This is a genomic window from Nonomuraea sp. 3N208, assembly GCF_052245935.1.
GTDB lineage: Bacteria > Actinomycetota > Actinomycetes > Streptosporangiales > Streptosporangiaceae > Nonomuraea.
In genome coordinates this window covers 367,507-392,602 of sequence record NZ_JBQQBR010000005.1, presented here as the reverse complement: position 1 = coordinate 392,602, position 25,096 = coordinate 367,507, and the positions used below count along the sequence as shown (strand labels likewise).

General features: G+C 69.6%; 29 protein-coding genes. 13 read left to right on the top strand and 16 right to left on the bottom strand.

All coding sequences use genetic code 11. From position 1 onward, the window contains the following. Positions 1–112 precede the first annotated feature (112 nt). Positions 113–1,405 carry a 3-phosphoshikimate 1-carboxyvinyltransferase gene (aroA, locus tag ACTWPT_RS09975; protein WP_443176983.1) on the bottom strand — a complete coding sequence of 431 codons (1,293 nt, stop codon included), beginning with the start codon at positions 1,403–1,405 and terminating at the stop codon, positions 113–115. Positions 1,406–1,512: 107 nt separating this feature from the next. Here aroA and ACTWPT_RS09970 point away from each other — a divergent pair, with 107 nt between their 5' ends. Together ACTWPT_RS09970 and ACTWPT_RS09965 are read left to right on the top strand one after the other, a co-directional pair. Then, entirely contained in the window at positions 1,513–2,259 is a 747-nt protein-coding gene (locus ACTWPT_RS09970) for an SOS response-associated peptidase (RefSeq protein WP_443176982.1), read from the top strand. 155 nt (positions 2,260–2,414) lie between these two features. Continuing rightward, positions 2,415–2,747, top strand: a complete 333-nt coding sequence (locus ACTWPT_RS09965) for a TraR/DksA family transcriptional regulator (protein ID WP_443176981.1) — start codon at positions 2,415–2,417, stop codon at positions 2,745–2,747. A 112-nt stretch (positions 2,748–2,859) separates the two neighbouring features. On the opposite strand, the gene ACTWPT_RS09960 is transcribed toward ACTWPT_RS09965, so the two are convergent. After that, a complete protein-coding gene (locus ACTWPT_RS09960) occupies positions 2,860–3,600 on the bottom strand; it encodes a class I SAM-dependent methyltransferase (protein ID WP_443176980.1) in 741 nt (246 codons plus the stop codon). A 233-nt stretch (positions 3,601–3,833) separates the two neighbouring features. Between ACTWPT_RS09960 and ACTWPT_RS09955 the strand changes: the two genes are divergently transcribed. The 7 genes from ACTWPT_RS09955 (at position 3,834) to ACTWPT_RS09925 (ending at position 10,261) form a co-directional block, all read left to right on the top strand. Then, positions 3,834–4,439, top strand: coding sequence for a sigma-70 family RNA polymerase sigma factor (locus ACTWPT_RS09955; protein WP_127936238.1), 606 nt, complete (start codon positions 3,834–3,836; stop codon positions 4,437–4,439). Next, positions 4,436–4,702 carry a mycothiol system anti-sigma-R factor gene (rsrA, locus tag ACTWPT_RS09950; protein WP_443176979.1) on the top strand — a complete coding sequence of 89 codons (267 nt, stop codon included), beginning with the start codon at positions 4,436–4,438 and terminating at the stop codon, positions 4,700–4,702. Before ACTWPT_RS09955 ends, rsrA begins: the two co-directional genes overlap by 4 nt. Before the next feature lie 10 nt (positions 4,703–4,712). Then, positions 4,713–5,654 (top strand): NAD-dependent epimerase/dehydratase family protein, encoded by a 942-nt coding sequence (locus ACTWPT_RS09945; protein ID WP_443176978.1) that lies wholly within the window; start codon positions 4,713–4,715, stop codon positions 5,652–5,654. A 224-nt stretch (positions 5,655–5,878) separates the two neighbouring features. After that, complete coding sequence (locus ACTWPT_RS09940) at positions 5,879–7,231, top strand: HD-GYP domain-containing protein (RefSeq protein ID WP_443176977.1); 1,353 nt, start codon at positions 5,879–5,881, stop codon at positions 7,229–7,231. Beyond that, positions 7,228–8,514, top strand: a complete 1,287-nt coding sequence (locus ACTWPT_RS09935; RefSeq protein WP_443176976.1) for an HD-GYP domain-containing protein — start codon at positions 7,228–7,230, stop codon at positions 8,512–8,514. The genes ACTWPT_RS09940 and ACTWPT_RS09935 overlap by 4 nt, the downstream gene beginning before the upstream one ends. Positions 8,515–8,658: 144 nt before the next feature. Further along, positions 8,659–10,017 (top strand): acetyl-CoA carboxylase biotin carboxylase subunit, encoded by a 1,359-nt coding sequence (locus tag ACTWPT_RS09930; RefSeq protein WP_443176975.1) that lies wholly within the window; start codon positions 8,659–8,661, stop codon positions 10,015–10,017. Positions 10,018–10,048: 31 nt separating this feature from the next. Then, positions 10,049–10,261, top strand: coding sequence for a biotin/lipoyl-binding carrier protein (locus ACTWPT_RS09925; protein ID WP_443176974.1), 213 nt, complete (start codon positions 10,049–10,051; stop codon positions 10,259–10,261). Here ACTWPT_RS09925 and ACTWPT_RS09920 read toward each other — a convergent pair. Further along, complete coding sequence (locus tag ACTWPT_RS09920) at positions 10,251–10,631, bottom strand: thioesterase family protein (protein WP_443176973.1); 381 nt, start codon at positions 10,629–10,631, stop codon at positions 10,251–10,253. The genes ACTWPT_RS09925 and ACTWPT_RS09920 overlap by 11 nt on opposite strands. A 251-nt stretch (positions 10,632–10,882) precedes the next feature. On the opposite strand from ACTWPT_RS09920, the gene ACTWPT_RS09915 reads away from it, so the two are divergent. Then, entirely contained in the window at positions 10,883–12,487 is a 1,605-nt protein-coding gene (locus tag ACTWPT_RS09915) for a serine/threonine-protein kinase (RefSeq protein ID WP_443176972.1), read from the top strand. A 6-nt stretch (positions 12,488–12,493) separates the two neighbouring features. Here ACTWPT_RS09915 and ACTWPT_RS09910 read toward each other — a convergent pair whose 3' ends face one another. The 7 genes from ACTWPT_RS09910 to ACTWPT_RS09880 form a co-directional block, all read right to left on the bottom strand. Continuing rightward, positions 12,494–14,140: an acetolactate synthase gene (locus ACTWPT_RS09910; protein WP_443176971.1), complete on the bottom strand. Its 1,647-nt coding sequence runs from the start codon at positions 14,138–14,140 to the stop codon at positions 12,494–12,496. Positions 14,141–14,181: 41 nt separating this feature from the next. Then, positions 14,182–14,958 (bottom strand): hypothetical protein, encoded by a 777-nt coding sequence (locus ACTWPT_RS09905; protein ID WP_443176970.1) that lies wholly within the window; start codon positions 14,956–14,958, stop codon positions 14,182–14,184. Continuing rightward, the gene (locus ACTWPT_RS09900) at positions 14,955–15,611 is read right to left on the bottom strand and encodes a response regulator transcription factor (RefSeq protein ID WP_443176969.1); all 657 of its coding nucleotides are present in this window, start codon (positions 15,609–15,611) and stop codon (positions 14,955–14,957) included. The genes ACTWPT_RS09905 and ACTWPT_RS09900 overlap by 4 nt, the downstream gene beginning before the upstream one ends. Next, positions 15,602–16,762: a histidine kinase gene (locus tag ACTWPT_RS09895; protein ID WP_443176968.1), complete on the bottom strand. Its 1,161-nt coding sequence runs from the start codon at positions 16,760–16,762 to the stop codon at positions 15,602–15,604. The genes ACTWPT_RS09900 and ACTWPT_RS09895 overlap by 10 nt, the downstream gene beginning before the upstream one ends. 147 nt (positions 16,763–16,909) lie before the next feature. Next, complete coding sequence (bioD, locus tag ACTWPT_RS09890) at positions 16,910–17,623, bottom strand: dethiobiotin synthase (RefSeq protein ID WP_443176967.1); 714 nt, start codon at positions 17,621–17,623, stop codon at positions 16,910–16,912. 173 nt (positions 17,624–17,796) lie between these two features. Beyond that, on the bottom strand, positions 17,797–18,516 hold the full coding sequence (locus ACTWPT_RS09885; RefSeq protein WP_443176966.1) for a GntR family transcriptional regulator: 720 nt from the start codon (positions 18,514–18,516) through the stop codon (positions 17,797–17,799). Positions 18,517–18,526: 10 nt separating this feature from the next. Next, positions 18,527–18,973 carry a hypothetical protein gene (locus tag ACTWPT_RS09880; protein WP_443176965.1) on the bottom strand — a complete coding sequence of 149 codons (447 nt, stop codon included), beginning with the start codon at positions 18,971–18,973 and terminating at the stop codon, positions 18,527–18,529. Positions 18,974–19,045: 72 nt separating this feature from the next. Between ACTWPT_RS09880 and ACTWPT_RS09875 the strand changes: the two genes are divergently transcribed. Continuing rightward, on the top strand, positions 19,046–20,524 hold the full coding sequence (locus ACTWPT_RS09875; protein WP_443176964.1) for a histidine kinase N-terminal domain-containing protein: 1,479 nt from the start codon (positions 19,046–19,048) through the stop codon (positions 20,522–20,524). A 6-nt stretch (positions 20,525–20,530) separates the two neighbouring features. On the opposite strand, the gene ACTWPT_RS09870 is transcribed toward ACTWPT_RS09875, so the two are convergent. Both ACTWPT_RS09870 and ACTWPT_RS09865 read right to left on the bottom strand, forming a co-directional pair. Beyond that, positions 20,531–20,785: a WhiB family transcriptional regulator gene (locus tag ACTWPT_RS09870; protein WP_127936223.1), complete on the bottom strand. Its 255-nt coding sequence runs from the start codon at positions 20,783–20,785 to the stop codon at positions 20,531–20,533. Between the two features lie 278 nt (positions 20,786–21,063). Beyond that, positions 21,064–22,029 (bottom strand): diacylglycerol/lipid kinase family protein, encoded by a 966-nt coding sequence (locus ACTWPT_RS09865; protein WP_443176963.1) that lies wholly within the window; start codon positions 22,027–22,029, stop codon positions 21,064–21,066. 65 nt (positions 22,030–22,094) lie between these two features. On the opposite strand from ACTWPT_RS09865, the gene ACTWPT_RS09860 reads away from it, so the two are divergent. Beyond that, positions 22,095–22,478, top strand: coding sequence for a hypothetical protein (locus ACTWPT_RS09860; RefSeq protein ID WP_443176962.1), 384 nt, complete (start codon positions 22,095–22,097; stop codon positions 22,476–22,478). Here ACTWPT_RS09860 and ACTWPT_RS09855 read toward each other — a convergent pair. The 3 genes from ACTWPT_RS09855 to sodN form a co-directional block, all read right to left on the bottom strand. After that, on the bottom strand, positions 22,475–23,254 hold the full coding sequence (locus ACTWPT_RS09855) for an RNA polymerase sigma factor SigF (RefSeq protein ID WP_188197456.1): 780 nt from the start codon (positions 23,252–23,254) through the stop codon (positions 22,475–22,477). The genes ACTWPT_RS09860 and ACTWPT_RS09855 overlap by 4 nt on opposite strands. A 17-nt stretch (positions 23,255–23,271) precedes the next feature. Further along, entirely contained in the window at positions 23,272–23,697 is a 426-nt protein-coding gene (locus tag ACTWPT_RS09850; protein WP_443176961.1) for an anti-sigma factor, read from the bottom strand. A 128-nt stretch (positions 23,698–23,825) separates the two neighbouring features. After that, positions 23,826–24,227 (bottom strand): superoxide dismutase, Ni, encoded by a 402-nt coding sequence (sodN, locus tag ACTWPT_RS09845; RefSeq protein WP_221519206.1) that lies wholly within the window; start codon positions 24,225–24,227, stop codon positions 23,826–23,828. A gap of 17 nt (positions 24,228–24,244) precedes the next feature. On the opposite strand from sodN, the gene ACTWPT_RS09840 reads away from it, so the two are divergent. Beyond that, positions 24,245–24,616 (top strand): S24 family peptidase, encoded by a 372-nt coding sequence (locus tag ACTWPT_RS09840; RefSeq protein ID WP_443176960.1) that lies wholly within the window; start codon positions 24,245–24,247, stop codon positions 24,614–24,616. A gap of 25 nt (positions 24,617–24,641) precedes the next feature. Here the strand turns inward: ACTWPT_RS09840 and ACTWPT_RS09835 are convergent, their stop codons facing one another. After that, positions 24,642–25,067, bottom strand: coding sequence for a CGNR zinc finger domain-containing protein (locus tag ACTWPT_RS09835; RefSeq protein WP_443176959.1), 426 nt, complete (start codon positions 25,065–25,067; stop codon positions 24,642–24,644). Positions 25,068–25,096 lie beyond the last annotated feature (29 nt).

Here is a 25,096-nt window from a genome sequence, read left to right as displayed (position 1 = left end):
TCGTGAAACCAGCCGGACCTCGGATGCCGGTCATATTGTGACCAGTCCCGGTTTCAGGCGTCGGGTGCCGGTCATCGTGTGACCGGTCCGGGAATCAGGCCTTGGGTCCCGGTCATCGTGCTTCCAGCATCGTCGTCCACATCTGGACGAACTCCGGGAGGGTCTTGGCGGTGGTCGCGATGTTCTCCACCTGCACGCCGGGCACCCGGAGGCCGATGACGGCGCCGGCCGTGGCCATGCGGTGGTCGTCGTAGCTGTGGAAGGTGCCGCCGTGGAGCGGGCGGGGGCGGATGACGAGGCCGTCCTCGGTCTCCTCCGCGTCGCCGCCGAGGCGGTTGATCTCGGTGGCCAGCGCGGCGAGGCGGTCGGTCTCGTGGCCGCGCAGGTGGCTCACGCCCCGGATGCGGCTCGGCGTCGTCGCGAGCGCGGCCAGGGCGGCGATCGTCGGGGTCAGCTCACCCACCTCGTGCAGGTCGGCGTCGATGCCCGAGATCTCGCCCGTCCCCGAGACGACCAGGTCGGTGACGGCCGCGCCGGGTGCCTCGGCCCTGGTGACCGTGCCGCCCATGGCGGTCACCAGGCCGCGCAGGGCGTCGCCCGGCTGCGTGGTCTGCAGCGGCCAGGCAGGGATGGTGATCGTGCCGCCCGTGACGAGAGCCGCGGCCAGGAACGGGGCCGCGTTGGACAGGTCGGGCTCCACCGTCAGATCCGTGGCCGCGATCGGCCCGGGCTCGACCCGCCACACGTCGTGCTCGCTGTCGTCGACCGTGACGCCGGCCGCCCTGAGCATCTGCACGGTCATCTCGATGTGCGGCTGAGAAGGCACCGGCGGGCCCACGTGGCGGATCGTGACGCCCTTCTCGAACCGCGCCGCCGTCAGCAGCAGACCCGAGACGAACTGCGACGACCCCGACGCGTCCAGCGTCACCTCGCCGCCCGCCAGCGGGCCGCTGATCGTGAACGGCAGCGCGTCGTTGTCCACCCGCGCCCCCAGCGCGCGCAGGGCGTCGAGGATGGGGCCCATCGGGCGTTTGCGGGCGTGCGGGTCGCCGTCGAAGGAGACGGGGCCGTCGGCGAGGGCCGCCATCGGGGGGACGAAACGCATGACCGTGCCCGCCAGGCCGGCGTCGATGGCGGCGCCGCCGCGGATCGGGCCGGGCGTCACATGCCAGTCCACGCCCGCGGTGGTCTCGTCACCGGCCACCAGCGTGGCGCCCAGCGCGCGCAGCGCCGCCACCATGAGGTCCGCGTCACGGCCGCGCAGCGCCTTGCGCACCACGCCCGGGCCCTCCGCGAGCGCGGCGAGGACGAGCGCCCGGTTGGTCACCGACTTGGAGCCGGGCAGCGGGACGGTGGCGGTGACGGGGGCGGTCGCGGTAGGCGCGGGCCAGTGCGAAATGGACATGGTCAAAGACTACTGGGGCGCGGAGTAACGAGGTCACAGCCTGTGGATAACGACTACGCGGCGGAGGCAAACATGCGAGCGAAAGCCGTACGTGGCAGTGTGGGGTCATGTGCGGTAGATACGCGTCGGCGCGCAAGAAGCACGAGCTGCTCGAGGAGTTCCAGGTCGAGCAGGACGCCGAGCCCGACAAGGAGCTCAACGCCGACTACAACGTCGCCCCCACCAAGAACGTCTACGCCGTCCTGAGCCGCGTCCCCAAGGAAGCCGAGCGGGCGGTGCGGCAGCTCAGGGTCGTGAAGTGGGGCCTGGTGCCCGTTTGGGCGAAAGATCCGTCGATCGGGTCGCGGCTGATCAACGCCAGGATCGAGACGGTGGCCGAGAAGCCGTCGTTCCGTCAGGCGTTCGCCAAGCGCAGATGCCTGCTCCCGGCCGACGGCTACTTCGAATGGATGCCGGTCGAAGGCGAGAAAAAGAAGAAGCAGCCGTACTTCATCCATCCGCAGGACGGTGGGGTGCTGGCCATGGCAGGCCTGTACGAATTCTGGAAGGACCCGTCGCGCGACGACGACGACCCGCTCAAGTGGCTCGTCACCTGTACCGTCATTACCACCAACGCCGAGGACCACTTGGGCCGCATCCACGACAGGATGCCCATGATGATCGAGCGGGAGCGCTGGCAGGAGTGGCTGGACCCCAAGCTCACCGACACCGAGCAGGCCTCGCGGCTGCTGGTCCCGGCCGAGCAGGGGCGGCTCACGGCGTACCCGGTCTCGACGGACGTCAACAATGTCAGAAACAACGGGCCGGACCTCATCAAACCCATCCCTGAAGGGGGGGAAACGGCGCTTTTCTAAAGGTGTAAGAAGCGCGGTAAGTGGGCATCCGGTGAGGAAAGCGATGCATCCGTCTACTCGGTGTCACCGCCACAAAAGCCCCTAATTGCCACCTGGCGGGACAACCGGGGAGTCCTCGCCGCGGGTTGCCCTCTTTTACCCGGAGGTGCGGATTCGTGAATGTCACGACCGCTCGTGAGCGGCTGGAAGACATGCTGGCCGCGCTGGATCGCTCGATCGGGGTGCTCCAGGGCGATCCTGTCGCGGTACGCGAGCACTCGGCGGCCGACGCAGGCTCGGACCTGACCGACGCCGACCGTGCCCAGGCCATGCTGACCGTGGCCACCGCACAGCGGCGCGCGGTGATCGAGGCGCTCAAGCGCCTGGAGGAAGGCGTGTACGGCAGGTGCGTCGACTGCGGCAAGCCGGTGCCCGAGGGCCGCCTCGAGGCGCGGCCCGAGGCGGCGCGCTGCGTGCAGTGCCAGTCCAAGCAGGAGCGCCGCCACTAAGAAGCCGAGCCCGGGAGCGAGCCGCCGGACACGAAGAACGGCGGGTTCAGCTCTTACAGGCGTCGGCCACCAGGTGGGTTCAGCTCTTACGGGCGCCGGCCGCCAGGTGGGTTCAGCTCTTACGGGCGCTGGCCACCAGATGGATGCCGACCGTGTCGTCGTCGTCCGGGTGGGCCTCGAGCTCCGTGCGCACGAGCCAGGCCAGGGCCCGTGCGTCGGAGCCCAGCACGTGGTCCACCGTGGACGGCGACAGCACCGTGCGCGGCCGCATCCACTCCACCTCCAGGCCGGCGCCGATCAGCAGCTCGCGCAGCTGCGTGCTGCTGAAGCAGCGTGTGATGCTGCCGTCAGGCCAGGGCACGAGCATGACCTCGCCGGTCTGCCGCAGGTGCTGCCACTGCTCCTGCTCGGCCAGGATCGCCATGCCCAGGACCAGCGAGTCGACGCACACCAGCGCCCGCCCGCCCGGCCGCAGCACCCTGGCCACGTCGTTCATCGCCGACTCCGCCATGAGCTCGATCGACATCACCCGCTCCTCGGCGAGCACAGCGTCCACGCTCGCGTCCGGCAGGAACGCCAGATCGTCGGCGCGAATATGGCGGACGCGGTCGGCGTCCCGCAACCGGGACTGCCCGTCGACGGTACGGCGGAAGTCGAGCAACTCGATCACCCGATGCCCCGCCCTGGCCGCCTGGCCGGACCATCGCCCGCGGCCGCCGGAGAGGTCGAGGATCACGGAGGGTTCGGCGGGAAGCCAACGGTTGAGTTGTTCGGCGGCGACGGCGCGGTAGAACGTCCAGTACGGCCCGAGCGTCCCTGAGCCGTTCAGTTCCTCGGCCGGAATGGGCAGCACACGCGACTCCTGGGTTCCGGAAAAAGGGCTACCAGCCGGTACGTTTGACGTTCCCCGCACCGGGTCCTTCGTACCTTCTATCTTGCGGGAACAGACAACGGCGCGGGGATGTTGCGACGAGCATGCTCACATTGCTAGACCCCCTCCCCGATGCCCGGCCGGCACCGGCACAGCGGGTATCCTCCCCTGAGTACGGTGTCCTGCCACAGCCGGTCACCGGTGATCTTAGGGGGGTGGGTCCGGTGCCCGCGACAAACGCGGAGACGCTGGAGCAGCGCAGCGAGCGGTTCGAGCGAGACGTCATGCCATATCTCGAGCAGCTCTACTCCGCCGCGCTCCGGATGACCCGGAATCCCGCGGACGCGGAGGACCTCCTGCAGGAGACCTTCGCCAAGGCGTTCGCCTCGTTCCATCAGTTCCAGCAGGGCACCAACCTCAAGGCGTGGCTCTACCGGATCTTGACGAACACGTTCATCAACAGCTATCGCAAGAAGCAGCGTGAGCCGAAGCAGTCCGGCACGGAGGAGATCGAGGACTGGCAGCTCGCCAGGGCCGAGTCGCACACCTCGAGCGGCCTGAAGTCGGCCGAGGTCGAGGCGCTCGAGCACCTGCCCGACGGGGACATCAAGCAGGCGCTGGCGGCGCTGCCCGAGGAGTTCAGGATCGCGGTCTATCTGGCCGACGTCGAAGGCTTCCCCTACAAGGAGATCGCCGACATCATGGGCACTCCGATCGGCACCGTGATGTCCAGGCTGCACAGGGGACGCAGGCAGCTGCGGGGCCTCCTTGAGGATTATGCTCGCGAGCGTGGCCTGGTCCCGGCGGAGGGATCGAAATGAGCTGTGGCAACCCGCACGACACCGACTGTCGCGACGTGCTGGACAAGGTCTACGCCTATCTCGACGGCGAGCTGACGGAGCACGATGTCGTCGAGATCCGCGTGCACCTCGACGAATGCAGCCCGTGCCTGAAGGAATACGACCTGGACAAGGCGATCAAGCAGCTCGTGCACAAGCACTGCGGGTGCGACCCGGTCCCGGCCGACCTGCGCTCCAAGGTGCTCGCGAGGATCGCTCAAGTGAGGGCGGAGCTGGCCGACTAGGATTCACCCCATGCGTCTGTTGGTCACCGGGGGTGCCGGGTTCATCGGTTCGAATCTCGTCGATCGTCTGCTCGCGGACGGTCATGAGGTCGTCGCGGTGGACGATCTTTCGTCGGGGAGCAGGGCCAATCTGGCCCAGGCCGTCACCAGTGACCGCTTCCGGCTGCACGAGCTCGACGTGCGCGATCCGGCCCTGGCCGATCTGACGGCCGAGCTGCAACCCGAGGTGATCTGCCACCTGGCGGCGCAGATCAGCGTGCGCAAGAGCGTCGCCGACCCGGGGCACGACGCCTCCGTCAACGTCGAGGGCACCGCGCGCGTGCTGGCCGCGGCCCACGTGGGGCGCACGCGCAAGGTGCTGTTCGCCTCGTCCGTGGCCGTCTACGGCCGGCCGAGCACGATTCCGGTGCCCGGCGACGCGGTCACCGACCCGCGCTCGCCGTACGCAGCCTCGAAGCTGAGCGGCGAGATCTACCTCGCCACGTTCCGCGCGCTCTACGGCCTCGAATACACGACGCTGGTGCTCTCCAACGTCTACGGCCCGCGCCAGTCGCCGGAAGGCGAGGCCGGAGTCGTGTCGATCTTCACCGACGCCCTGCTCAACGGCACGCCCACCGTCGTCTACGGCGACGGGAGCCAGACCCGCGACTACATCTATGTCGAGGACGTGGTCGACGGCTTCGTCCGGGCCTGCGGCCAGGCGGGCGACGGGCGCAGGTTCAACCTGGGCACCGGCATCCAGACCACCGATCGGCGGCTGCACTCGCTGATCGCCGACGCCGCGGGCGCGGCCGACAAGCCGGGGTTCGCGCCGCCACGTGTGGGTGACCTGCCGGCCATGGCGGTCGACCCGGTGCCGGCTCACGAGGGGCTCGGCTGGCAGCCGCGCACCGATCTCGGGACCGGGATCAAGAAGACCGTGGAGTGGGCCAGATCACATCGCGGGTCGTAGTGACTTGATTACGCTTTGCTTGCGATTTCCCGCTCCGCCAGTGTGGCCACGGCGTCTTCTGTAGCGTGAACCCCAGAAGTCGACGTGGAGGCATTCGGATGTTGAAGGTAATGGTCGCCCGGCTGCTCACCGCCATCGTGCTGATCACTCCGGTGGTGGTGGCCATCGGCGGAGCGCTGCCTCCTGGAGTGTCCTGGACCTGATCAGACCGTAGGGGGGCCGCAATGCGTGACCTGCCATGGCCGGCGCGGGTCTATTTGGTCGCCGTGATCGGCGCGGCGGCCGCTCTCGTCGTACGCGGCGCGATCACCTCCGGCGCTCCGGTGGCCCCGGAGGATCTCGACGTCCTGCTGGTGCTCGCTCTGCTCTTCCTGGTGTGCGAGTCGATGCCGACGCTGCTCAACGTGGAGCAGTTCGCGGTGTCGGTCAGCTTCTCCGCCTCGCTGGCCGCCGTCGTGCTGATCGGCCCGGAGGGCGCGGCGTTGGTGGGGCTCACCGCCGTGGTGAGCGTGCGGCCAGGGCTGCCGCTGATCAAGCGGCTGTTCAACGGCGCGCAGTTCGCCATCTGCGGCTACGTGGCCGGGCGGGTCTACGTGGCGCTCGAAGGAAAGGTCGGCGTGCCGGAGGTCAACGCGTTCGACGACCTCATCGGACCCTACGTGGCGGCCACCGCCGTGTTCGTGCCGCTCAACATCGCGCTGACGCTCACCATGGTCGCGCTGGCCACCAGGGTGCGGCCCGCCGAGGTGCCATTGCGCGGCATGGTCCAGTTCCTGCTGTCCTATCTGGGGTACGGCACGTTCGGGCTGCTCGTGGCCGGGCTCTGGGCGACGGTGCAGTCGATCTCGGCGGTGCTGGTGCTGGTGCCGCTGTTCGTGGCGCGCTGGGCGTTCGGGCAGTACCACGCGCAGCAGCGCTCGTACGACGCCACCATCGCCGCGCTCTGCCAGGCGGTGGAGACCAAGGACTACTACACGCGCGGCCATTGCACGCGGGTCTCGCTCGCCTCGTCCATGATCGCCCATGAGATCGGCATGGGGCTGGAGCGCGTGCGGGCCATCCGGTACGCCGGCATGCTGCACGACGTGGGCAAGCTCGGCGTGCCTACCAAGGTGCTGCAGAAGGACGGGCCGCTCACCGAGGAGGAGTTCGCCGCGATCCAGCTGCACCCGATGCGCGGGCTGGAGATCGTGCGCGGCATCGGCTTCCTCGACGAGGCGTACGCCGGGATCATGCACCACCACGAGAAGCACGACGGCACCGGTTACCCCATGGGGCTCGCCGGCGACGAGATCCCCGAGTTCGCCAAGGTCATCGCGGTCGCCGACGCGTTCGACTCGATGACCTCGGACCGTTCCTACCGCGGCGCCAGGCCTGTGCCCGAGGCCGTCGAGGAGCTGCGCAAGAGCGCGGGCACCCACTTCGACCCCGTCATGGTCGCGGCCTTCATCCGAGCGCTGGAGCGGGAGCCGTGGCAGCCGCCGCGCCGCGTCGAGCCGCCGCCCGACCCGGCCGAGGCGCCGATCAAGGACCACGACGACCCCACCATGCCGATCCAGGTCGTGACCGGGCCATGATCACTACGGAACGCGCCGGGCGTACCGAACGGACCACTGTCCTGCGCAGGCTCGACTCGGGACAGCTCCTGCTCATCTGCGCCGCCGGCCTGGTGGCGGTCGCGGGCGTCGCGCACACGGCCGCAGTAGGCCTCGACCGTGCGGAGATCGCCGTCGGGTTCGGCGCGCTGATCGCGGTCGGCGAGCTGGCCAGGCTCACCATGCCGGGCAACAGGGAGGTCGCGCCCATCGGAGCCGCGGCGGCGCTCGGCTACACGTTACTGCTCGACCTGAGCCAGAATCAGCTGGAGCACTCGGCCCTGCAGGTCGTGGCCGTGATCGCGGTCGGCATGCTGGCGGGCGCGCTGCCGCACCTGGCGGTCGGCCGTCCGCCGCGCCTGGACGCGATGGCCCGCCGCCTGCTCACCGGCGCGTTGCTGGCCTTCGCCTTCCGCCCGCTGGCCGACCCGCTCTACGACCTGACCAAGCCGCCCACCAGCACCTGGTGGCCGGCGCTCGCCGTCATGGTCATGCTCTTGGTCGCCAGCCTGCTGATCGACGTGCTGATCGCGGCCTGGCTCAGGTCCGAGCAGGTGCGCACCGCGTTCCGGGTGGCCGTGCGCGACGAGATCAACATGGCCCTGCCGCTCGGCGCCGCCGTGGGCTCGTCAGGGGTGTTGCTGGCGCTGGCCACGCACAGCATGGACCTGGTCGCGCTACTGGTGTTCGCGGCGCCGCTGCTCGTCACGCAGGTGGCCTTCAGGAAATATGCCGGGATCCGCGCCACATACCTGCAGACCGTGCGGGCGTTGTCCCGGGTCACCGAGGTCGGCGGTTACGTCGAGCCCGGCCACTCGCGCCGGGTGAGCCGCCTGGCCGTGGCGATCGGCAGGGAGCTGGGCATGGCCGAGCCCGAGCTGCTCGAGCTGGAGTACGCCGCGCTCATGCACGACATCGGCCAGCTGTCGCTGCGCGACCCCATCCCCGGCGGCGCCACCGTGCTCAGCGAGCCGGAGCAGGCCCGCCGCATCGCCGAGCTGGGCGCCGAGGTGATCAAGCAGACGGGCGTGCTGGACCGGGTGGCGGAAGTGGTCAGACGCCAGTGCGACCCGATCGCCGCCGATCCGCCGCTGTCGAGCCGCATCATCAAGGTCGCCAACGCCTACGACGACCTGGTTGGGCCCTCGACCGACCGCGACCGCGCGGGCGCCGCGCTGGAACGCATCAGGTTCGCTCCCGGCGGCGCGTACGATCCGCACGCGCTGGAGGCGCTGACCCGCGTGATCGACCGGGGCCGTCTGTAGCCAGTTTGTGGCTCCTACGCAGTCCAGCGGGTATGTTGCGCGTTTCCTCCGGCTCACTTTTGTGGAGTTCCCACAGAACGTGGTCGCCGGCTCGGTGGTTTCGGGGGGAAGGAGGCAAGCCGCTGGCGGCCATAGGGTGGGCGCGTGCTTACTGATTCGCTCGGACCTGTTCTGGTCGCCAACCGAGGGGAGATCGCGCGGCGGATCATCCGCACGGTCAAGCGGATGGGGCTGCGTGCCGTCGCGGTCTACTCGGAGGCCGACGCCGACCTGCCATTCGTGCGCGAGGCCGACGAGGCCGTGCCGATCGGCCCGGCCAGTCCCGCGCAGAGCTACCTGGACGTCGCGAAGGTGCTGGAAGCGGCCAGCGTGACCGGGGCGAGGTCGGTGCACCCGGGCTACGGGTTCCTCGCGGAGAACGCCGCGTTCGCCAGGGCTGTGATCGACGCCGGGATGGTGTGGATCGGCCCCGCGCCCGAGGCCATCGACCGCATGGGCGACAAGATCAACGCTAGGAACCTCATGGAGGCCGCCGGCGTGCCGGTCGCCGCGGGCACCCGCGAGCCGGTCACGGATCTGTCACTGGCGCTGCGGGCGGCCGAGTCCATCGGCTACCCGGTCATGGTCAAGACCGCGGGCGGCGGCGGTGGCATCGGCATGAGCGTGGCGCACGACGACGAGGGCCTGGTCAAGGCGTACGAGCAGGCGGCGCGGGCGGCCGCCAGGTTCACCGGAGGCGACGCGCTGGAAGGGCCCGCGGTGCTGCTCGAGCGGTACGTCGAGCGGGCCCGCCACGTCGAGGTGCAGATCCTCGGGCTGCCCGACGGCCGGGTCGTGGCCCTAGGAGAGCGCGACTGTTCGGTGCAGCGCCGCCACCAGAAGGTCGTCGAAGAGTCCCCGTCCCCCGGCATCACACCCGAGCTGCGCGAGCGTATGCTCGCCGCCGCCGTGCGCGCCGGCGAGGCGGTCGGCTACCTCGGCGCGGGCACCGTCGAGTGCCTGGTCGACGCCGACAAGCAGGACTTCGTGTTCATCGAGATGAACACACGGCTGCAGGTCGAGCACCCGGTCACCGAGCTGGTCACCGGGCTCGACCTGGTCGAGCTGCAGCTACGCGTCGCCGCGGGCCAGAGCCCCGACGTGCGGCCCGAGACCACGGGGCACGCGATCGAGTTCCGCGTCTACGCCGAGGATCCGATGCGGTTCTTCCCCGGACCTGGCAAGATCATGGAATGGGAGGAGCCCGCCTTCGACGGCGTCCGCGTGGACTCCGGATACGCGGCGGGCAACACGGTCACCCCGTTCTACGATCCCCTGATGGCCAAGCTCTGCGTGCACGGCGAAGACCGGGCCGACGCGCTGGAGAAGGGCCGCAAGGCGGTCGGGGCATTCGTGGTCGCGGGGCCCAAGAACAACCTGCGGTTCTGTGTGGAGCTGCTGGACAACGCCGAGTTCGTCAGCGGCGACTACGACACGGGCCTGGTCGCGCGGATGCGGGCCTAAGGTGAGTACATCGATGGTGAGAGGAGCCCTGGTGGCTGAGATACGCGCTGAGATGGTGGCGAACGTGTGGAAGGTCATCGTCAGCGAGGGCGACACCGTCTCGGACGGCGACACGCTGGTCATACTCGAGTCCATGAAGATGGAGATCCCGGTGCTCGCCGAGGACGATGGCGTGGTGGCGCAGCTGAAGGTGGCCGAGGGCGACGTGATCCAGGAAGGCGACCTGATCGCCGTCATCGAGTAGCGCGAGCCATGAACTTCGCGCGGTCGACCACGACACGCTCGATCGTGCCCCGGCCCACGACGGTGCGCTTGTCGTGGGCCTCGAAGGCGAAGACCAGCCGCCGGCCGTCGACCTCGGTCAGCTCGACGCCGATCTGGACGTGCGTGCCCAGCGGGCTGGCGGCCAGGTGTTCGAGCTCGACCCGGGTGCCGACGGACGTCTCGCCGGGCGCGAGGTGCTGCTCGACCGCGCGGACGGTGGCCGCCTCGGCCAGCGCGAGCAGCCGGGGCGTGGCCAGCACGGGCACGTCGCCGCTGCCGGCCCTCTTCGCGGTGTCCTCCATCTCGACCATGATGAGCAGTTGGGAACGGAGACCCGGAGTGAGCGTCATAGGATCAGCCTACGGTCGGCCGCGCCTACTAATAGGTTCCTTGACTTCCTGGAAACGCGGACAACTACCGCCATAAGGCCGCAGGATAGGGTTTGTACGGCTTAAGGCATATGAGTGGCATGTGAGACTAGTGAGTCGTACACTCTCTGAGTTCCGTGACCGCTGTGTTACCTCACCGCGACAAAGGTTCGCTTTGTTGGAGAACTGCGGGGTGGAAGAGGTTACCGAGGTAGGGGGGTAGCGGGGGGATCATGGTGGCCCAAGGGACGACACTGGCGGGGCGGTATCGGCTGGATACCCGCATCGGCGCCGGTGGCATGGGCGAAGTGTGGCGCGGCGAGGACATCGTGCTCGCCCGCACCGTCGCCGTGAAGGTGCTGCTTCCGGGCCGCATGGAAGATCCGGGGTTCGTCGCTCGCTTTCAGGGGGAAGCGCGGGCGATGGCCACGGTCAACCACGCCGGCGTCGTCGACGTCTACGACTACGGCGTCAGTGGCGACACCGTTTACCTGGTGATGAAGTTCGTGGACGGCGAGCCGCTGGACCGGCTGCTGTCCAGGCTGGGCAGGATCCCGCCGCAGGCGGCCATGGAGCTGATCGCGCAGGCCGCGTCGGCGCTGCAGGCCGTGCACGACCAGGGCATCGTGCACCGCGACGTCAAGCCGGGCAACCTGCTCGTGCAGCGCGACGGCACGCTGGTGCTCACCGACTTCGGCATCGCCCGCTCCGACCTGGCCAACCGGCTCACCGACGCCGGCATGGTGCTGGGCACGGCCGCCTACTGCGCCCCTGAGCAGGCCGAGGGCGCGCCCGTCACGCCTGCGGTCGACATTTACGCGCTCGGCGTGGTCGCGTACGAGTGCCTGGTGGGGCAGCGGCCGTTTGACGGCGACAGCGCGGTCACGATCGCGCTCAAGCACATCCGCGAGGCCCCGCCGCCGCTGCCGCCCGACATCCCGCAGGCGGTGCGCACGCTGGTCGAGATCGCTCTGTCGAAGGACCCGGCCAGGCGTTATCCGACGGCCAAGGCCATGAGCGAGGCGGCCCGCGCGATCGCCAGAGGCCAGGCCCCCGAACCGATGCAGCCGCCGGTCACCGGGGCCACCATGCTGCCGCCGGCGGACTACCCGGCGCACCAGACCGGACAATACGCCGCGGGCCCGCACCAGACCGGTCAGTCAGACGCCGACCCGTACCGGACCGGCGTGCGCATGGCCGGCCCGGAGGAGACGACGGTGGCCGAGCGGCGCGGCCGCCGCGCCGCCAAGGCCCCGCGCAGGACCGGCCTGATCGCCGGCATCGCCGCGGTGGTCGTGCTCGGTGCCGGCGCCACCGCGGTCGCGCTGACCGGCATGACCACCGGCGACCCGACGCCGACGAACACCACGGTTCCCGCCGCGAAGGAGAGCACGCCCAAGACCACGCCCAAGCCGTCCACCACGAAGCCCAAGCCCAAAATCACCCCGACACCGGATCCCAGGCCGACGACCACCCGGCCCAGGCCCACGAAGACCGAGAAAGAGGAGACCCCGACTCCCACGCCGTCGAAGACGCCTACCTCGACACCGTCGAAGACGCCGTCGGGCACGCCCACGCCGACCGTCAAGAAGGTGCTCGTGCCCAAGGTCGTCGGGATGCCGTTCCTGAAGGGCGAGGAGATGGTGAAGGCGGCCGGCTTCGACACGCACGTGATCGACAACACCAGCACCACCGCCGGCATGCGCTGTGGCAAGATCCAGAAGACCAATCCAGTCGGCGGCACAGCCTACGACGTGACCAAACCGATCTCGCTGGTCGTCATCGACGGCGTCTGCTCGACGTCGTCGGCGACTCCCGGCACGTCCGCCACGCCGTAGTGGCGGCTATACGCCGGTGGTGTTGCGGGGGTAGGCGACCTGCGGGTCGGTCGCGATGTTCACCATGTACGGGATGCCGGAGTCGAACGCCCTGCGCAGCGCCGGGCCGATCTCCGACGGCTTGGTGACCAGCTCGCCCCCGCCGCCCAGCGCGGTCACGACCTGGTCGTAGCGGCACTGCGGCTGCAGGTCCGCGGCCACGTCGTAGCCGTACAGCAGCTGCATGGGGTGCTTCTCCAGGCCCCACATGCCGTTGTTGCCGCAGATCATGACGACCGGCAGCCGGTGGCGTACGAGGGTGTCGACGTCCATCAGCGAGAAGCCGGCCGCGCCGTCACCGAGCAGCAGCACCACCTGGGAGGACGGCCTGGCCAGGCGGGCGGCGATGGAGTAGCCGAGGCCGGTGCCCAGGCAGCCGTACGGGCCGGGGTCGAGCCAGTTGCCCGGCTGCCGGGGCTCGACGTATTTGCCCGCGTAGGAGACGAAGTCGCCGCCGTCGCCGATCACCACGGCGTCCTCGGCCAGCACCTTGCCCAGCTCGCCGTACACGCGCATGGGGTGGATCGGGTCGGAGTCCGAGGCCAGGAGCTCGGCGTCGCCTGCGATGGCCGCGGCGGCCGCATCGGACAGCTTCGACACCCACGAGGCGTACGCGTCCGGCTTGACCCCCGCGTCGCCGCAGGCCGTGCCGAGGCTCCAGAACACCACCGACAGGTCGCCGCCGGCGGACGCGGCCGGCTGCATGTGCGTGGCCAGCTGCGACGGAGTGTCCGTGATGTGCACCACGCGGGCCAGCGGCGACCCGTCCTTGCCACCGAACCACCCATAGCCCAGGCGGAAGTCGAGCGGGGTGCCGACCACGATCACCAGGTCGGCCTGGGCGAAGGCCTGCCCGCGGGCCCGGGTGACCAGCAGCTCGTGCCCCGAGGGCAGGACGCCGCGGCCCTGGCCGTTGGGGATGACCGGAAGCCGCCACGTCTCGGCGAAGTCGCGGGCGGCCTCCTCGGCCCGGTCCATCCACACGTCCGAGCCGTACACCAGCACCGGGCGCTCGGCCTCGGCCAGCAGCCGCGCGATCGCGGCCACGTCGTCGGGATCGGGCTCCAGCGGCGACGGCGTCTGCGTCTGCACCGCGTGCACCGGCGAGGGGGAGAACAGGTGATCCATGTAGAAGTCGACGAAGACCGGCCCGCGATGAGGGGCGATGGCCGTACGGAAGGCCGACTCGACCTCCTGGCCGACCGACTCTGCGTCGCTCGCGGTGAACGACAGCTTGGTGATCGGGCCCAGCAGCGGCGGGTGGTCCATCTCCTGCAGCGCGCCGCTGCCCCAGCGCGACTTGGGCGCACGCCCGCCCATGACGACCACCGGCGAGCCGTTGAAGTGAGCGGTCGCGATGCCGCTGACGCCGTTGGTGATGCCGGGGCCGGCGGTCAGCACGGCCAGTCCAGGCCTCCTGGTCAGCCTGGCAGTCGCCTCGGCGGCGAACACTGCGCTCTGCTCGTGGCGTACGTCGAGGATGCGCATGTCCTCGTGCACCGCGCCGTCGTAGAGCGGGAAGACGTGACCCCCGGACAAGGTGAACATGGTCTCAACGCCATAGGCCTTGGACACGGCGACGGCGGCGTCACCGGCGTGCTTCGCAGACTCCATGCCGGGGAACTTACCAACCAGTCACACGGGTAAACAGACCTTCAATGGTCGAACAAGGTCACGGAGCCCTCCGCCGTCGTTGCGACGATCTTCCGCGGTGATTCCCTGTCCCGTTTGATGCCGAGTGTGGAGTTGGTGGCGTCGACCGTCACGTTGTAAGCGACGTCGGGCACGAGCACGGTGATGTTGCCTATGGTCCTGACCACAGCCCTGACAGACGTCGGCGGGCTGTTGAACGACAGGCGCAATTTTCCCGAGCCGGCCTCCACGTCGGCTTCGTCGCCGTCGAGCCGTTCCCCCTCGATGTTCCCGGTGCCGGTCCTGGCCCACACAGGGCCGGCGACGTCGTGGAGGCGGACGTCGCCCGAGACGGAGGTCAGACGCAGGCTCCCGAAGGCCTCGGCCACGGCGAGCTCGCCCCGGGTCGTGCTGGCCACGATGTCGGTCTCCGGCGGCACGGTGATCGTGTACGCGGCCCAGCAGACGGGGCCGTCCGGCTGGTCGGAGCGCGGGCAGACCGCCTCGAGGCGTAGGGCCGAGGCGTCGGCGTCCCAGTCCTCGGTGACGTTCGGCCGGTCCCTGGACCACCGCAACGTTCTTCGGATCAACAGCTCGCCTGCCTGGCCGGGCACGAGGAAGAGATCGACCTGCCCCGCGGCCGCCGCGATCTCGACCTTGTCCTTCGTGAACGGGATGGACCTCTCCGTGACGTCCGTCGGCGTCCTGGCCCTGGCGAACCCGCGCCAGACCAGCACCGTGGAGATGAGCAGCGCGATCACCGTCACCACGGCGCCCGCCGTCAGCCAGACGGCTCTCACGGCAGGCTCCTGATCTTCAGGAACTGCAGCACGGCGAGCACCCGCCGGTGGTCGCCCTCGGCCGGGGACAGGTCGAGCTTGGCGAAGATGTTGCCGATGTGCTTGCCCACCGCGCCCTCGCTGAGCACGAGCGCCTGGCCGATGCCGGCGTTGGACCGCCCTTCCGCCATCAGCCTGAGCACCTCGTGCTCTCGGGGCGTCAGCCGCTCCAGAGGATCGCTGTTACCCCTCAGCAACAGCTGGGCCACGACCTCAGGGTCGAGCGCGGTGCCGCCGGAGGCCACCCTGCGCAGCGCGTCGATGAACTCGGTCACGTCCGCCACCCGGTCCTTCAGCAGGTAGCCGACGCCGCCGTTCGCGGCCGAGGCCAGCAACTGGGCGGCGTAGCGCTCCTCGACGTACTGCGAGAGCACCAGCACCGGCAGGCCCGGCTGCTGGCGGCGCAGCACGAGCGCGGCCCGCAGGCCCTCGTCGGTGTGTGTGGGGGGCATCCGCACGTCGGTGATGACCAACTCCGGCCGGTGCTCCTCGGCCGCCCGCAGCAGGCCCTCGGCCTCGTCCACGGCCGCCACGACCTCCATGCCCGAGGCGCCGAGCAGTCGGATCAGCCCCTCGCGCAGGAGCACGGAATCCTCGGCGAGCACTACTCGCACGGCAGTTCCACCTCGATCGTCGTCGGGCCGCCGAGCGGGCTGGACAGCCGGAGCGTCCCGTCGACGGAGTGTATGCGCTGGGCCAGGCCGCGCAGCCCGGTGCCGCCGTCCAGCCGGGCGCCGCCGCAGCCGTCGTCGTACACGATCACGTGCAGCCGGTGGTGCTCGCGCCGCACGCGCACCTCGGCCTTGGTGGCCGCGGCGTGCTTGGCGATGTTGGTGAGTGCTTCGGACACGGTGAAGAAGGCCACCGCCTCGATGGTCGGAGTGGCACGCCGCTCGATGTCGACGTGCAACCTCACGGGGAAGGGGGCGCGGGCGGCGACGCCGGACAGCGCCGCGTCCAGGCCCTGGTCGTTGAGCACGGCCGGATGCAGGCCGCGGACGAAGTCGCGTAGCTCCTTCAACGCCTGCTTGGCCTCCTCGTGCGCCTGCACGATGGCCTCCTTGGCCGGCTCGGGCAGGTCGGTCAGGGTCGCCCTGGCCAGGCCCAGGTTCATGGCGAGGGAGACCAGCCGTTGCTGGGCGCCGTCGTGCAGGTCCCGCTCGATCCTGCGGCGCTCGGCGTCGGCCGCGTCGATCACGCCGGCCCGGCTCTCGGTCAGCGTCTCGATCCGCTGCCCCAGCTCGGACCTGCTGGGGCCGAGCAGCGTACGCGCCACGGACAGGTCCAGTGCCGCCATGCCGCGGGCCAGGATCGGCGCGAGCAGCAGCAGCGCCAGTCCGACCACCATGAAGACCGCCACCACCCGGTTGTCCCTGAGGTCGATCTCGAACTCCAGCGGCGGGCGCTGCACCTTCGCCGGCAGGGACGACAGCAGCCCCACGACCGCTCCGCCCCACGCCACCGCCACCAGGAACGCGGCACCCGCCCCCACGAACGGGGACAGCAGGTGGTAGCCGATCTGCCGCCACGTGGCCGCGCTGCGCCACTGGCTCGGCGTGGGCACGGGCGGGATGCGCACACCGAGGAACGCCTCGAACCGGGAGCGCTGCACCCGGGTGAACCACGGCAGCCCGCGCCGCAGCAGGGGAGGCGCCACGATCAGGACGAGCGTCAGCCCACCGAGCACTATGGCGACCGGCAGGCCGACCATCACGTGCGCCGTGTCGAGCCAGGCCCGTGCCGACCATGGACGGGGGACTTTCATGCTTCAACGGTATTGACCTGTGGGGAAGACGCGAAATAGGTCTGGTGTGCGGATGGATGGTGGGGCTAGCCCTACCGTGGAGACCTACAGGGAGACCGACTCCAAGAACCTGCCGCTCCGCTCAACCACTGATGGACTGCGAGAGGGCTACAGGACCTGCTGCCGGAACGCCGCGGGATCGAACACCCCGCCCAGCGTGGCACCCAACCCGTGGCGCGCCACCTGCGTGAACGCCTCCTTGCCGAGTCCGCCCGCCCCGTCCGGCAGTGCACCCGCCAGCGGCCGCGCCGCCAGCATCTCCAGATCGGCCACGTTGCTCCGCTCCACGACCCCGGGCTCGTCCGGCCACCGCCCGATGACGAGCCCGGCCAGATCGAGCCCACGGTGCGCGAGGGCCTCCAGAGTGAGCGCCGCCTGATTGACGCTCCCGCGCCCGGTCCTCACCACCACGAGCACCTGCGCGCTCAACGACCGCGCCAGATCGGCGATGGTCGCGCCATCCTCGTCATACCGCTCCAGCAACCCCCCGGTCCCCTCCACGAGCACCAGCCGGTTGCTCTCCCGGAGCTCCCGCACCAACCGCACGACATCGACCATGGAAACCGTCGGCGTCCCAGTAACCCTGGCCGCCGCCGCAGGGGACAGCGGCTCGGCAAACCGACACAACTCGAAGGTCGTGGTGACCCCGGCGAGCCGGATGATCAGGTCGACATCCCCGGCCTCACCCGGAGCGAGGCACGTCTGAGCAGGCTTGACCACAGCCACGGAAGCCCCACGCCCCCTCGCCAGCACAGCGACCGCCGCCGCGACAACGGTCTTGCCGACCCCACTGTCAGTCCCTGCGACGACAACGATGCTCATAGCACCAGCGTAGGCACAGCAGCGTGGCAGCCATGAACCACTTAGCCGGCCCACAAGACGCTCGTAACGGCGAGAACCACGTGAGCGTTCACGACCGGCGCTTGAATGTCGCGCGCCGACGTCGGCGAGGCGGCCAAGCCGGCCACGCCGTAAAGAAAGAAGGGTTGGGGGGTTTATGGACGGCGCAGACGCGTGACGAACTTATACCGGTCGCCGCGGTACAAAGATTGCGCCCACTCAACCGGGTTGCCGTCGGCGTCGAAGGCGTGGCGGGTGAGGAGGAGCATGGGGAGGCCGACGTCCACGCCGAGGGCCTTGGCGTCGTAGGGCGTCGCCAGCACGGTCTCGATGATCTCCTCGGCGTCCGTGAGCCGCACGTTGTAGGCGTTGTGCAGCGTCTCGTACAGCGACGAGTGCACCTCCAGCTCCCGCCGCAGCCGCGGGAAGCGCCGCGCCGACAGATGGGTGGTGTCGATGGACACGGGCTCACCGTTGGCCAGCCGGAGCCGGTGGATGCGCAGCACGCGCCCGCCCGGGTTGATGGCCAGCCGCCGCGCCAGGGCCTCGTCCGCGGTGATGTAACCCATCTCGAGGATCTTGGTGTCCGGCTCCAGGCCGGCGGTGCGCAGGTCCCCGATGTACGAGGTCAGCTGGAGCACCTGCGCCACCTTCGGCTGTGCCACGAACGTGCCCTTGCCCTGGATGCGCAGCAGCCGCCCCTCCACCACGAGTTCGGTGAGCGCCTGGCGGACCGTGGTGCGCGAGGTCTCGAACCGCACGGCCAGCGTGCGCTCGGGCGGCAGCGCCGTGCCCGGCGGCAGGCTCTTGGTGAGCTCTAGCAGGCTGCGTTTGACGTCGTAGTACTTCGGTACGCGGGGGCTGTCTTCGGTCACGCGCTCACCTTCACTTCTGCCACGGCGGTGAGGCGTGTCTGATCACCGCGAGATCATCGGAACCCACATTGGCCAGAACGGTCAACCGCGGGCGACAGCGGCCGACCGGCACCGGGCGCGGACGGTGCCGGGCATGCGCGAATCCGGGCTGCTCAGGCCGATGGTGAAGGATATCCACAGCGGTGCGCACGCTCGCAACCGAGGCCGGTACGGTGGCCGCGTCCAGCGGCCCGCCGCAGGTCTGCGCATGTACGAAGCGGTACCACCTGCCCGTGGAGATCACCTCCGGCTTCCCCCGCACAACCCCGCCCTGGGATCCGAGCGACTTCGGCAGTGTGACTGTTCTCACAATATGAGATTTCACCAAAAGGCCAGTCGCGTGAACGATGCCGTATTCGTGTTCACTGCGCGAGTAGGCGGGCGTGCGGCGGCCTACCGGGGAGTAATGCCCGCTCATCGGCGTCCTGACTCCCCGGGACTCCGCCGGGCCGGTTTGGTTCTGACGGGGCAGAGCACGCATGATGCATTCGTGCCGACTCTCAGCGACCTCGTCGCCCGCCACACCGCACTCGATGAGGCGGACCTCGATTGGCTGCACTCGCTGGTCTCCGACTGGCAGCTGCTGGCCGATCTGTCGTTCGCCGACCTCATCCTGTGGGCGCCCCTGTTGGGGGAGAACGGCTGGATCGCGATCGCCCAGATGCGCCCCACGACCGGGCCCACCGTCTACCACGACGACATCGTCGGCAGCGTGGCGGCAAAGGGCGAGCGCCACCTCATTGACACGGCCTGGAACGAGCGCCGCATCTGCCGTGAGGGCGACCCCGACTGGTCCACGGGCGTTCCTGTCAGGGAGGAGACCATCCCGGTCCGGCGCGCGGTCGAGGGCGGCGAGGGCCGCTTCCTGGCGGTGATCCAGCGCTCCACGAACCTGTCCTCCGCCCGCACGCCTTCCCGCCTGGAGCTGACCTACCTGCAGAGCGCCTCCGACCTGGCGCAGATGGTGGCCGAGGGCCGCTTCCCGTTCTCCGGCGAGGAGCCGATCCTGGTGCGTTCGCCGCGCGTCGGCGACGGCCTGCTCAGGCTCGACCGCGCCGGGCGTGTCACGTACGCCTCTCCGAACGCTCTGTCCGCCTACCGCCGCCTCGGCCTGCACGCCGACCTGGTCGGCGCCGAGCTGGGCCGGGTCACCGCCACCCTGTGCTACTCCGACGAGCCGATCAACGAGGACCTCATGATCGTGGCCAGCGGGCGCGCGGCCAAGGAGACCGAGGTCGAGTCCGGCGGCACGATCGTGCAGCTCAGAGCAATACCGCTGATTGTCGGCGGGGGCCGCATCGGGGCGCTGGTGCTCATCAGGGACGTCACGGAGCTGCGGCGCCGCGAGCGCGAGCTGATGACCAAGGACGCCACCATCCGCGAGATCCACCACCGGGTGAAGAACAACCTGCAGACCGTGGCGGCGCTGCTCCGCCTGCAGGCGCGGCGCCTGCAGGTCCCGGAGGGCCGGGAGGCGCTGGAGGAGGCGGTACGCCGGGTCGGGTCGATCGCCATCGTGCACGAGACCTTGTCGCACGCGCCCGAGGAGTTCGTGAACTTCGACGAGATCGCCGACCGGGTGATCGCGATGGCGGGGGAGGTGTCGTCGCCCGAGGTCGCGGTCACGCCGCGGCGCGTCGGCGGGTTCGGCGTGCTGCCGTCGTTGATCGCCACGCCGCTCGCCATGGCGCTGACCGAGCTGTTGCAGAACGCGTTGCAGCATGGACGGCCCAAGCGGCTGGAGGTGGTGGTGGAGCCGGCGCTCGACCGGCTCAACGTCACCGTGTGGGACGACGGGCGAGGCCTGCCCGAGAGCTTCGACCTCGACAGCTCGACCAGCCTCGGCCTGCAGATCGTCCGTACGCTCGTCGAAGGGGAGCTGTCGGGCAGGATCTGCATCCAGCCGCGCATCGGAGGCGGCACGGAGGCCGTGCTGTCGATCCCGCTCCCGACGGGCGTGAGCCCGTGAAGCGAGTCAGGCGGTGGCGCGGGCGCGGGCGCGAGCGCTGCGGCGCTTGAGCGCGCGACGCTCGTCCTCGCTCAGGCCGCCCCAAACGCCGGCGTCCTGCCCGGACTCCAGCGCCCACTTCAGGCAGGCGTCGACGGCCGAGCACGACCGGCAGACCTGCTTGGCCTCCTCGATCTGCATGAGGGCAGGGCCGGTGTTGCCGATCGGGAAGAACAGCTCGGGGTCCACGTCACGGCAGGCAGCTCGGTGGCGCCAGTCCATGCGTCCACTCCTTAGTAGATGGAGCCTTAGGTCGGCTCCGTGCGGCTACTACTTTGTGAAGAGTTTCACTAACTCGCGCGAACAAGTACCCCAAATCCCGTCAGGGACCGGGGGCTGCCCGCTGACGCCCTGGTAGGACCTCTGGGGTTGTTAAAGGTCCTACGTTCCGACGTCAGTAGTGAGCTTTTCAGCCACGGAGAGTGCACGCAAGGGGGTTGGGGCGAAGTTTTGGCCGTTATGGATGTCGGATGCGTCACACAATGACCGAATGTAACCGGCTAGACCAGAACTTGTAACGCGTTCGGTGTAGACCGGAATGTCACCTTTTCGCGCTCTCCCAGGTAGTCCCCGTCCAGCTGAAAGGCCACGGGGCGGTCCGCTCTGAGTGTGAACTCGGCCTCGTCATGCAGCTGAACGAGATGCCGGCCGGAGGGAAGGTGGTCACTCTCCGTGAGGATGTGCCGGATCACCGGTGTGAGCGTCATCAACCCCATGCGGCGCAGTCCCAGCAGGTCGAGTCCCGTCTCGAAACTCGCCCACGGGGTCGGCCGCACCGGCCTGCCGCCGACATATGTCCACGGTGAGGTGTTGGAAACGATCGCCATGAACACGCCCTCGGCGGTCGGGATCCCCGGGCCGGTCAGCGTCATCGCCGGATGCCGTTTGTCCGTGGCCAGATAGTGCCGTAGAGCCGTGTTCACATACCGTGCCGGTGACGCTTTGCGGCCCGTGCCTCTCAGGCCCTCCACGGCCCGTACAACCTCGGCGTCGTACCCCATTCCCGAGCAGAACGTGAAGTACCTGCTCCGCCCCTCCCAGAGGGCCTGGCCCAGGCCCACGGTCCTGCGCCGGCCCTCCCTGAGTGCCTCCAGCACCGCGCCCGTGGACTCCACCGGGTCGTTGGGCAGGCCGAGCGCACGGGCGAACACGTTCGCGCTGCCGCCGGGGATGACGATCAGCGCGGGCCGGCCGGCGCTGGGATCGTCCAGGGGCGGGGCGTCGTCGCCGTTGACCGGGTTGAGCAGGCCGTTGACGGTCTCGTTGATCGTCCCGTCGCCCCCCAGCACCGCCACCACGTCGTATCCCTTGGCCCGGGCGGTGGCGGCCAGCGCCGCCGCGTGCCCCCGGTAGCGGGTCTCCTCGACGGAGAGCTCCACGGCCGCGCCGAGCGCGCGGATCAGCACGTCCCGCGTGCGGGCGTTCGTAGTCGTGGCCTTGGGGTTCACCAGCAACATCGCGCGCATAGCGCCAGCGTAGCCCGCGATCGCCACCTGCTCGGGACGTGGTCTTCGCGGGATAGGGTACGGGCGTGAATCGTCGTCCACTCACCCTCATGATCGCCGTCGTCGTCGTCGCCCTTGAGGGCCTCGTCGCCCTCGGGCTAGGCGTCTTCGTCGCGGTGGAGGCGCTGACCGGCAAACCTGACGACATGACCACAGCCGTGGCAGAGGCGGCGTTCGCGGCGCTGGTCGGGGCCGGGCTGCTCTGGGTGGCCTGGGGTGGCCTGTTCAAAATGGAGCGGTGGGGGCGTGCGCCCGGCGTGCTGGCCCAGATCTTCGTGGCGCCCGTCGCCGTCACGCTCATCCAGTCGGGCCAGCCGCAGCTCGGGATCCCGCTGACCGTGGTCGCCCTGACCGGGCTGGTGACGCTGCTGGTGCCTCCCACCACCCACGCGCTCTACGGCGACGGTTAGTCGTCGGCTGTCAGTCCCTCGCGCAGCTGCGCCAGCGTGCGGGCCAGCAGGCGCGAGACGTGCATCTGCGAGATGCCCAGCTCGGTGGCGATCTGCGACTGCGTCATGTTGCCGAAGAAGCGCAGCAGCAGGATGCGCTTCTCCCGCGGCGGCAGCCGCTCGAGCAGGGGTTTGAGCGACTCGCGGTATTCGACGCCCTCGAGCGACTCGTCCACGATGCCGAGCGAGTCGGACACCGCGGGGGCGTCGTCGTCGCCGGAGTCCGGCGCGTCGAGCGAGACGGTGGAGTAGGCGTTGGCCGACTCCAGGCCCTCGAGCACCTCCTCCTCGGTCATCTTCAGGTAGGAGGCCAGCTCGGCCACCGTCGGGGCGCGGCCCTCGCGCTGCGACAGATCGCTTATGGCCTTGGTCAGCGAGAGCTTGAGCTCCTGCAGGCGGCGCGGCACCCGGACCGCCCAGCCCTTGTCGCGGAAGTGTCGCTTGATCTCGCCGACGATGGTGGGCGTGGCGTAGGTGGAGAACTCCACGCCGCGGTTGAGGTCGAAGCGGTCGATGGACTTGATCAGACCGATCGTGGCGACCTGGGTGAGGTCGTCGAGCCATTCGCCCCTGTTGCGGAAGCGGCGAGCGAGGTATTCGACCAGGGGAAGGTGAAGCTCGACCAGCTCGTCCCTGATGCGCTGGCGGCGCGGCTCCTCAGGTCCCAGCTCGGCCAGCTCGGCGAAAAGCTGGCGGGCGCGCACCCTGTCGGGCACGGCGTGTTCGCTGGTGGCCATGGCTCCAGTCCCTTCCGTCACGCCGACCTCGCCGCGCCTCGGCGCTTACGCAGGACGATCGCCATGCGATCGGGGGAGTCGGTCACCGCGTCGACATCGTCCGCCAGGGCGGTCAGGACCATCCAGGCGAAGTCGTCCCGCTTGGGCGCGGAGCTGCCGACCGTCGCCACCTCGACTCTGACCTGCATCTCGTGCCCGGTCAGCTCGAACTCGGCCGTCAGGTCGGTGCCTGGCACCGCCTCGCTCAGCAACATGGCGCACGCCTCGTCGACCGCGATCCGCAGATCCTCGATCTCGTCCAGCGTGAAGTCCAGCCGCGCCGCCAGTCCGGCGGTGGCCGTACGCAACACAGATAGGTAGGCACTCGCGGCGGGGAGCCTGATGCTCACCACGTCGCGGATGTCGGCCACGCCTTCCGCGCGCGTCTCGGTTTCCTCGGTCACGTTCCTCCTCGCGAATCCGATGCCAACTGCAACTTACCGCCCCGGAGAGGTGCTTGGACGATTCAGACTCGCCATCGACCGAAAAGGCTCTGCGCGGCTTGTGACCGCACAGAGCCTTATGTGCCGTTTTAGGCGGCCTTGGTCTCCCAGAAGATCTTGGAGATTTCGTCGATCTTGCCCAGCAGGTCCTCGGCCTTGGAGACGTCGACCGTGCCCTTGGCACCGGCGGCGCCCGCGAGCTTCGTGGCGTCCCAGAAGAGCTGGTGAAGCTGGGGGTACTGTTCGAGGTGCGGAGGCTTGAAGTAGTCGGTCCACAGCACCCACAGGTGGTGCTTGACGAGCTCGGCGCGCTCCTCCTTGATGGTCAGCGCGCGGGCCCGGAAGACCGCGTCCTCGTTGGCCGCGTACTTTTCCATGATCGCCTTGACCGACTCGGCCTCGATACGGGCCTGAGCGGGGTCGTAGACCCCACAGGGCAGGTCGCAGTGTGCGGAAGCGACATGCTTGGGTCGTAGCAGTCGTGCGAGCATCAGAAAGTCCTTCCTGGATGCTGAATCAGCTTGGTCCACAACCGACCTTACTCGGGTCCGAACGCCTGCGGAGTGGGGGGTCAGAGCGTATGCGAGTGCGTGTCGAGGGGGACTCCATGCGCCCAGGGCTGGTTCCCGGTGACTGGCTCCTGGTGCGCAGGAACGCCACCGTCCATCCGGGCGATCTCGTGGTGGCCAGGCTCCCCGGTGATCCCGATCAGCTGATCGTGAAACGGGCCCAGTGGCACGGGGCGGACGGGTGGTGGCTGGAGAGTGACAACCAGCGGGCCAGTGGGCGGCGCGACAGCTGGGACTTCGGGCCGGTCCACGACATCGTGGGGCGTGTCGTGCTGCGCTACTGGCCCCTGATGAGGAGATGGCGACGCTAGAGCGGCCTGGGGCCGTTCTGGCGGCTCAGGAGACGTTCTTGCGGCGGGCGCGGAAGGCGGCGACGTTGGCGCGGCTGGCGCAGCGGGCCGAGCAGTAGCGGCGGGAGCGGTTGGAGGAGGTGTCGAGGAAGGCCTGCCCGCAGTGCGGCTCACGGCAGCGGCCCAGCCGATCCACGCCCAGCTCCGCCACGACCGCGGCCAAGCCCATCACGGCGGTGGCGGCGGGGTCCTCGGCCAGGTGGAGGTGCCAGCCGTGGCCGTCGTGGTCCGACAGTTGCGGACGCACCGGATAACGCACGAGCAGGGCGTTGAGCAGCTCCGCCACGGCCCGATCGTCACCGGCCGCGTCGAAGACCGCGGCCAGCTCGTCCCGCAGCCGCATCAGGTCGGGCGGCGGCGCGGGATCGTTGGCCAGGCGGACCGCCCACTCGGCGTAAGAGGTCAGGTCCATGCCGGAGTATTACATGAGCGGCGGGATGC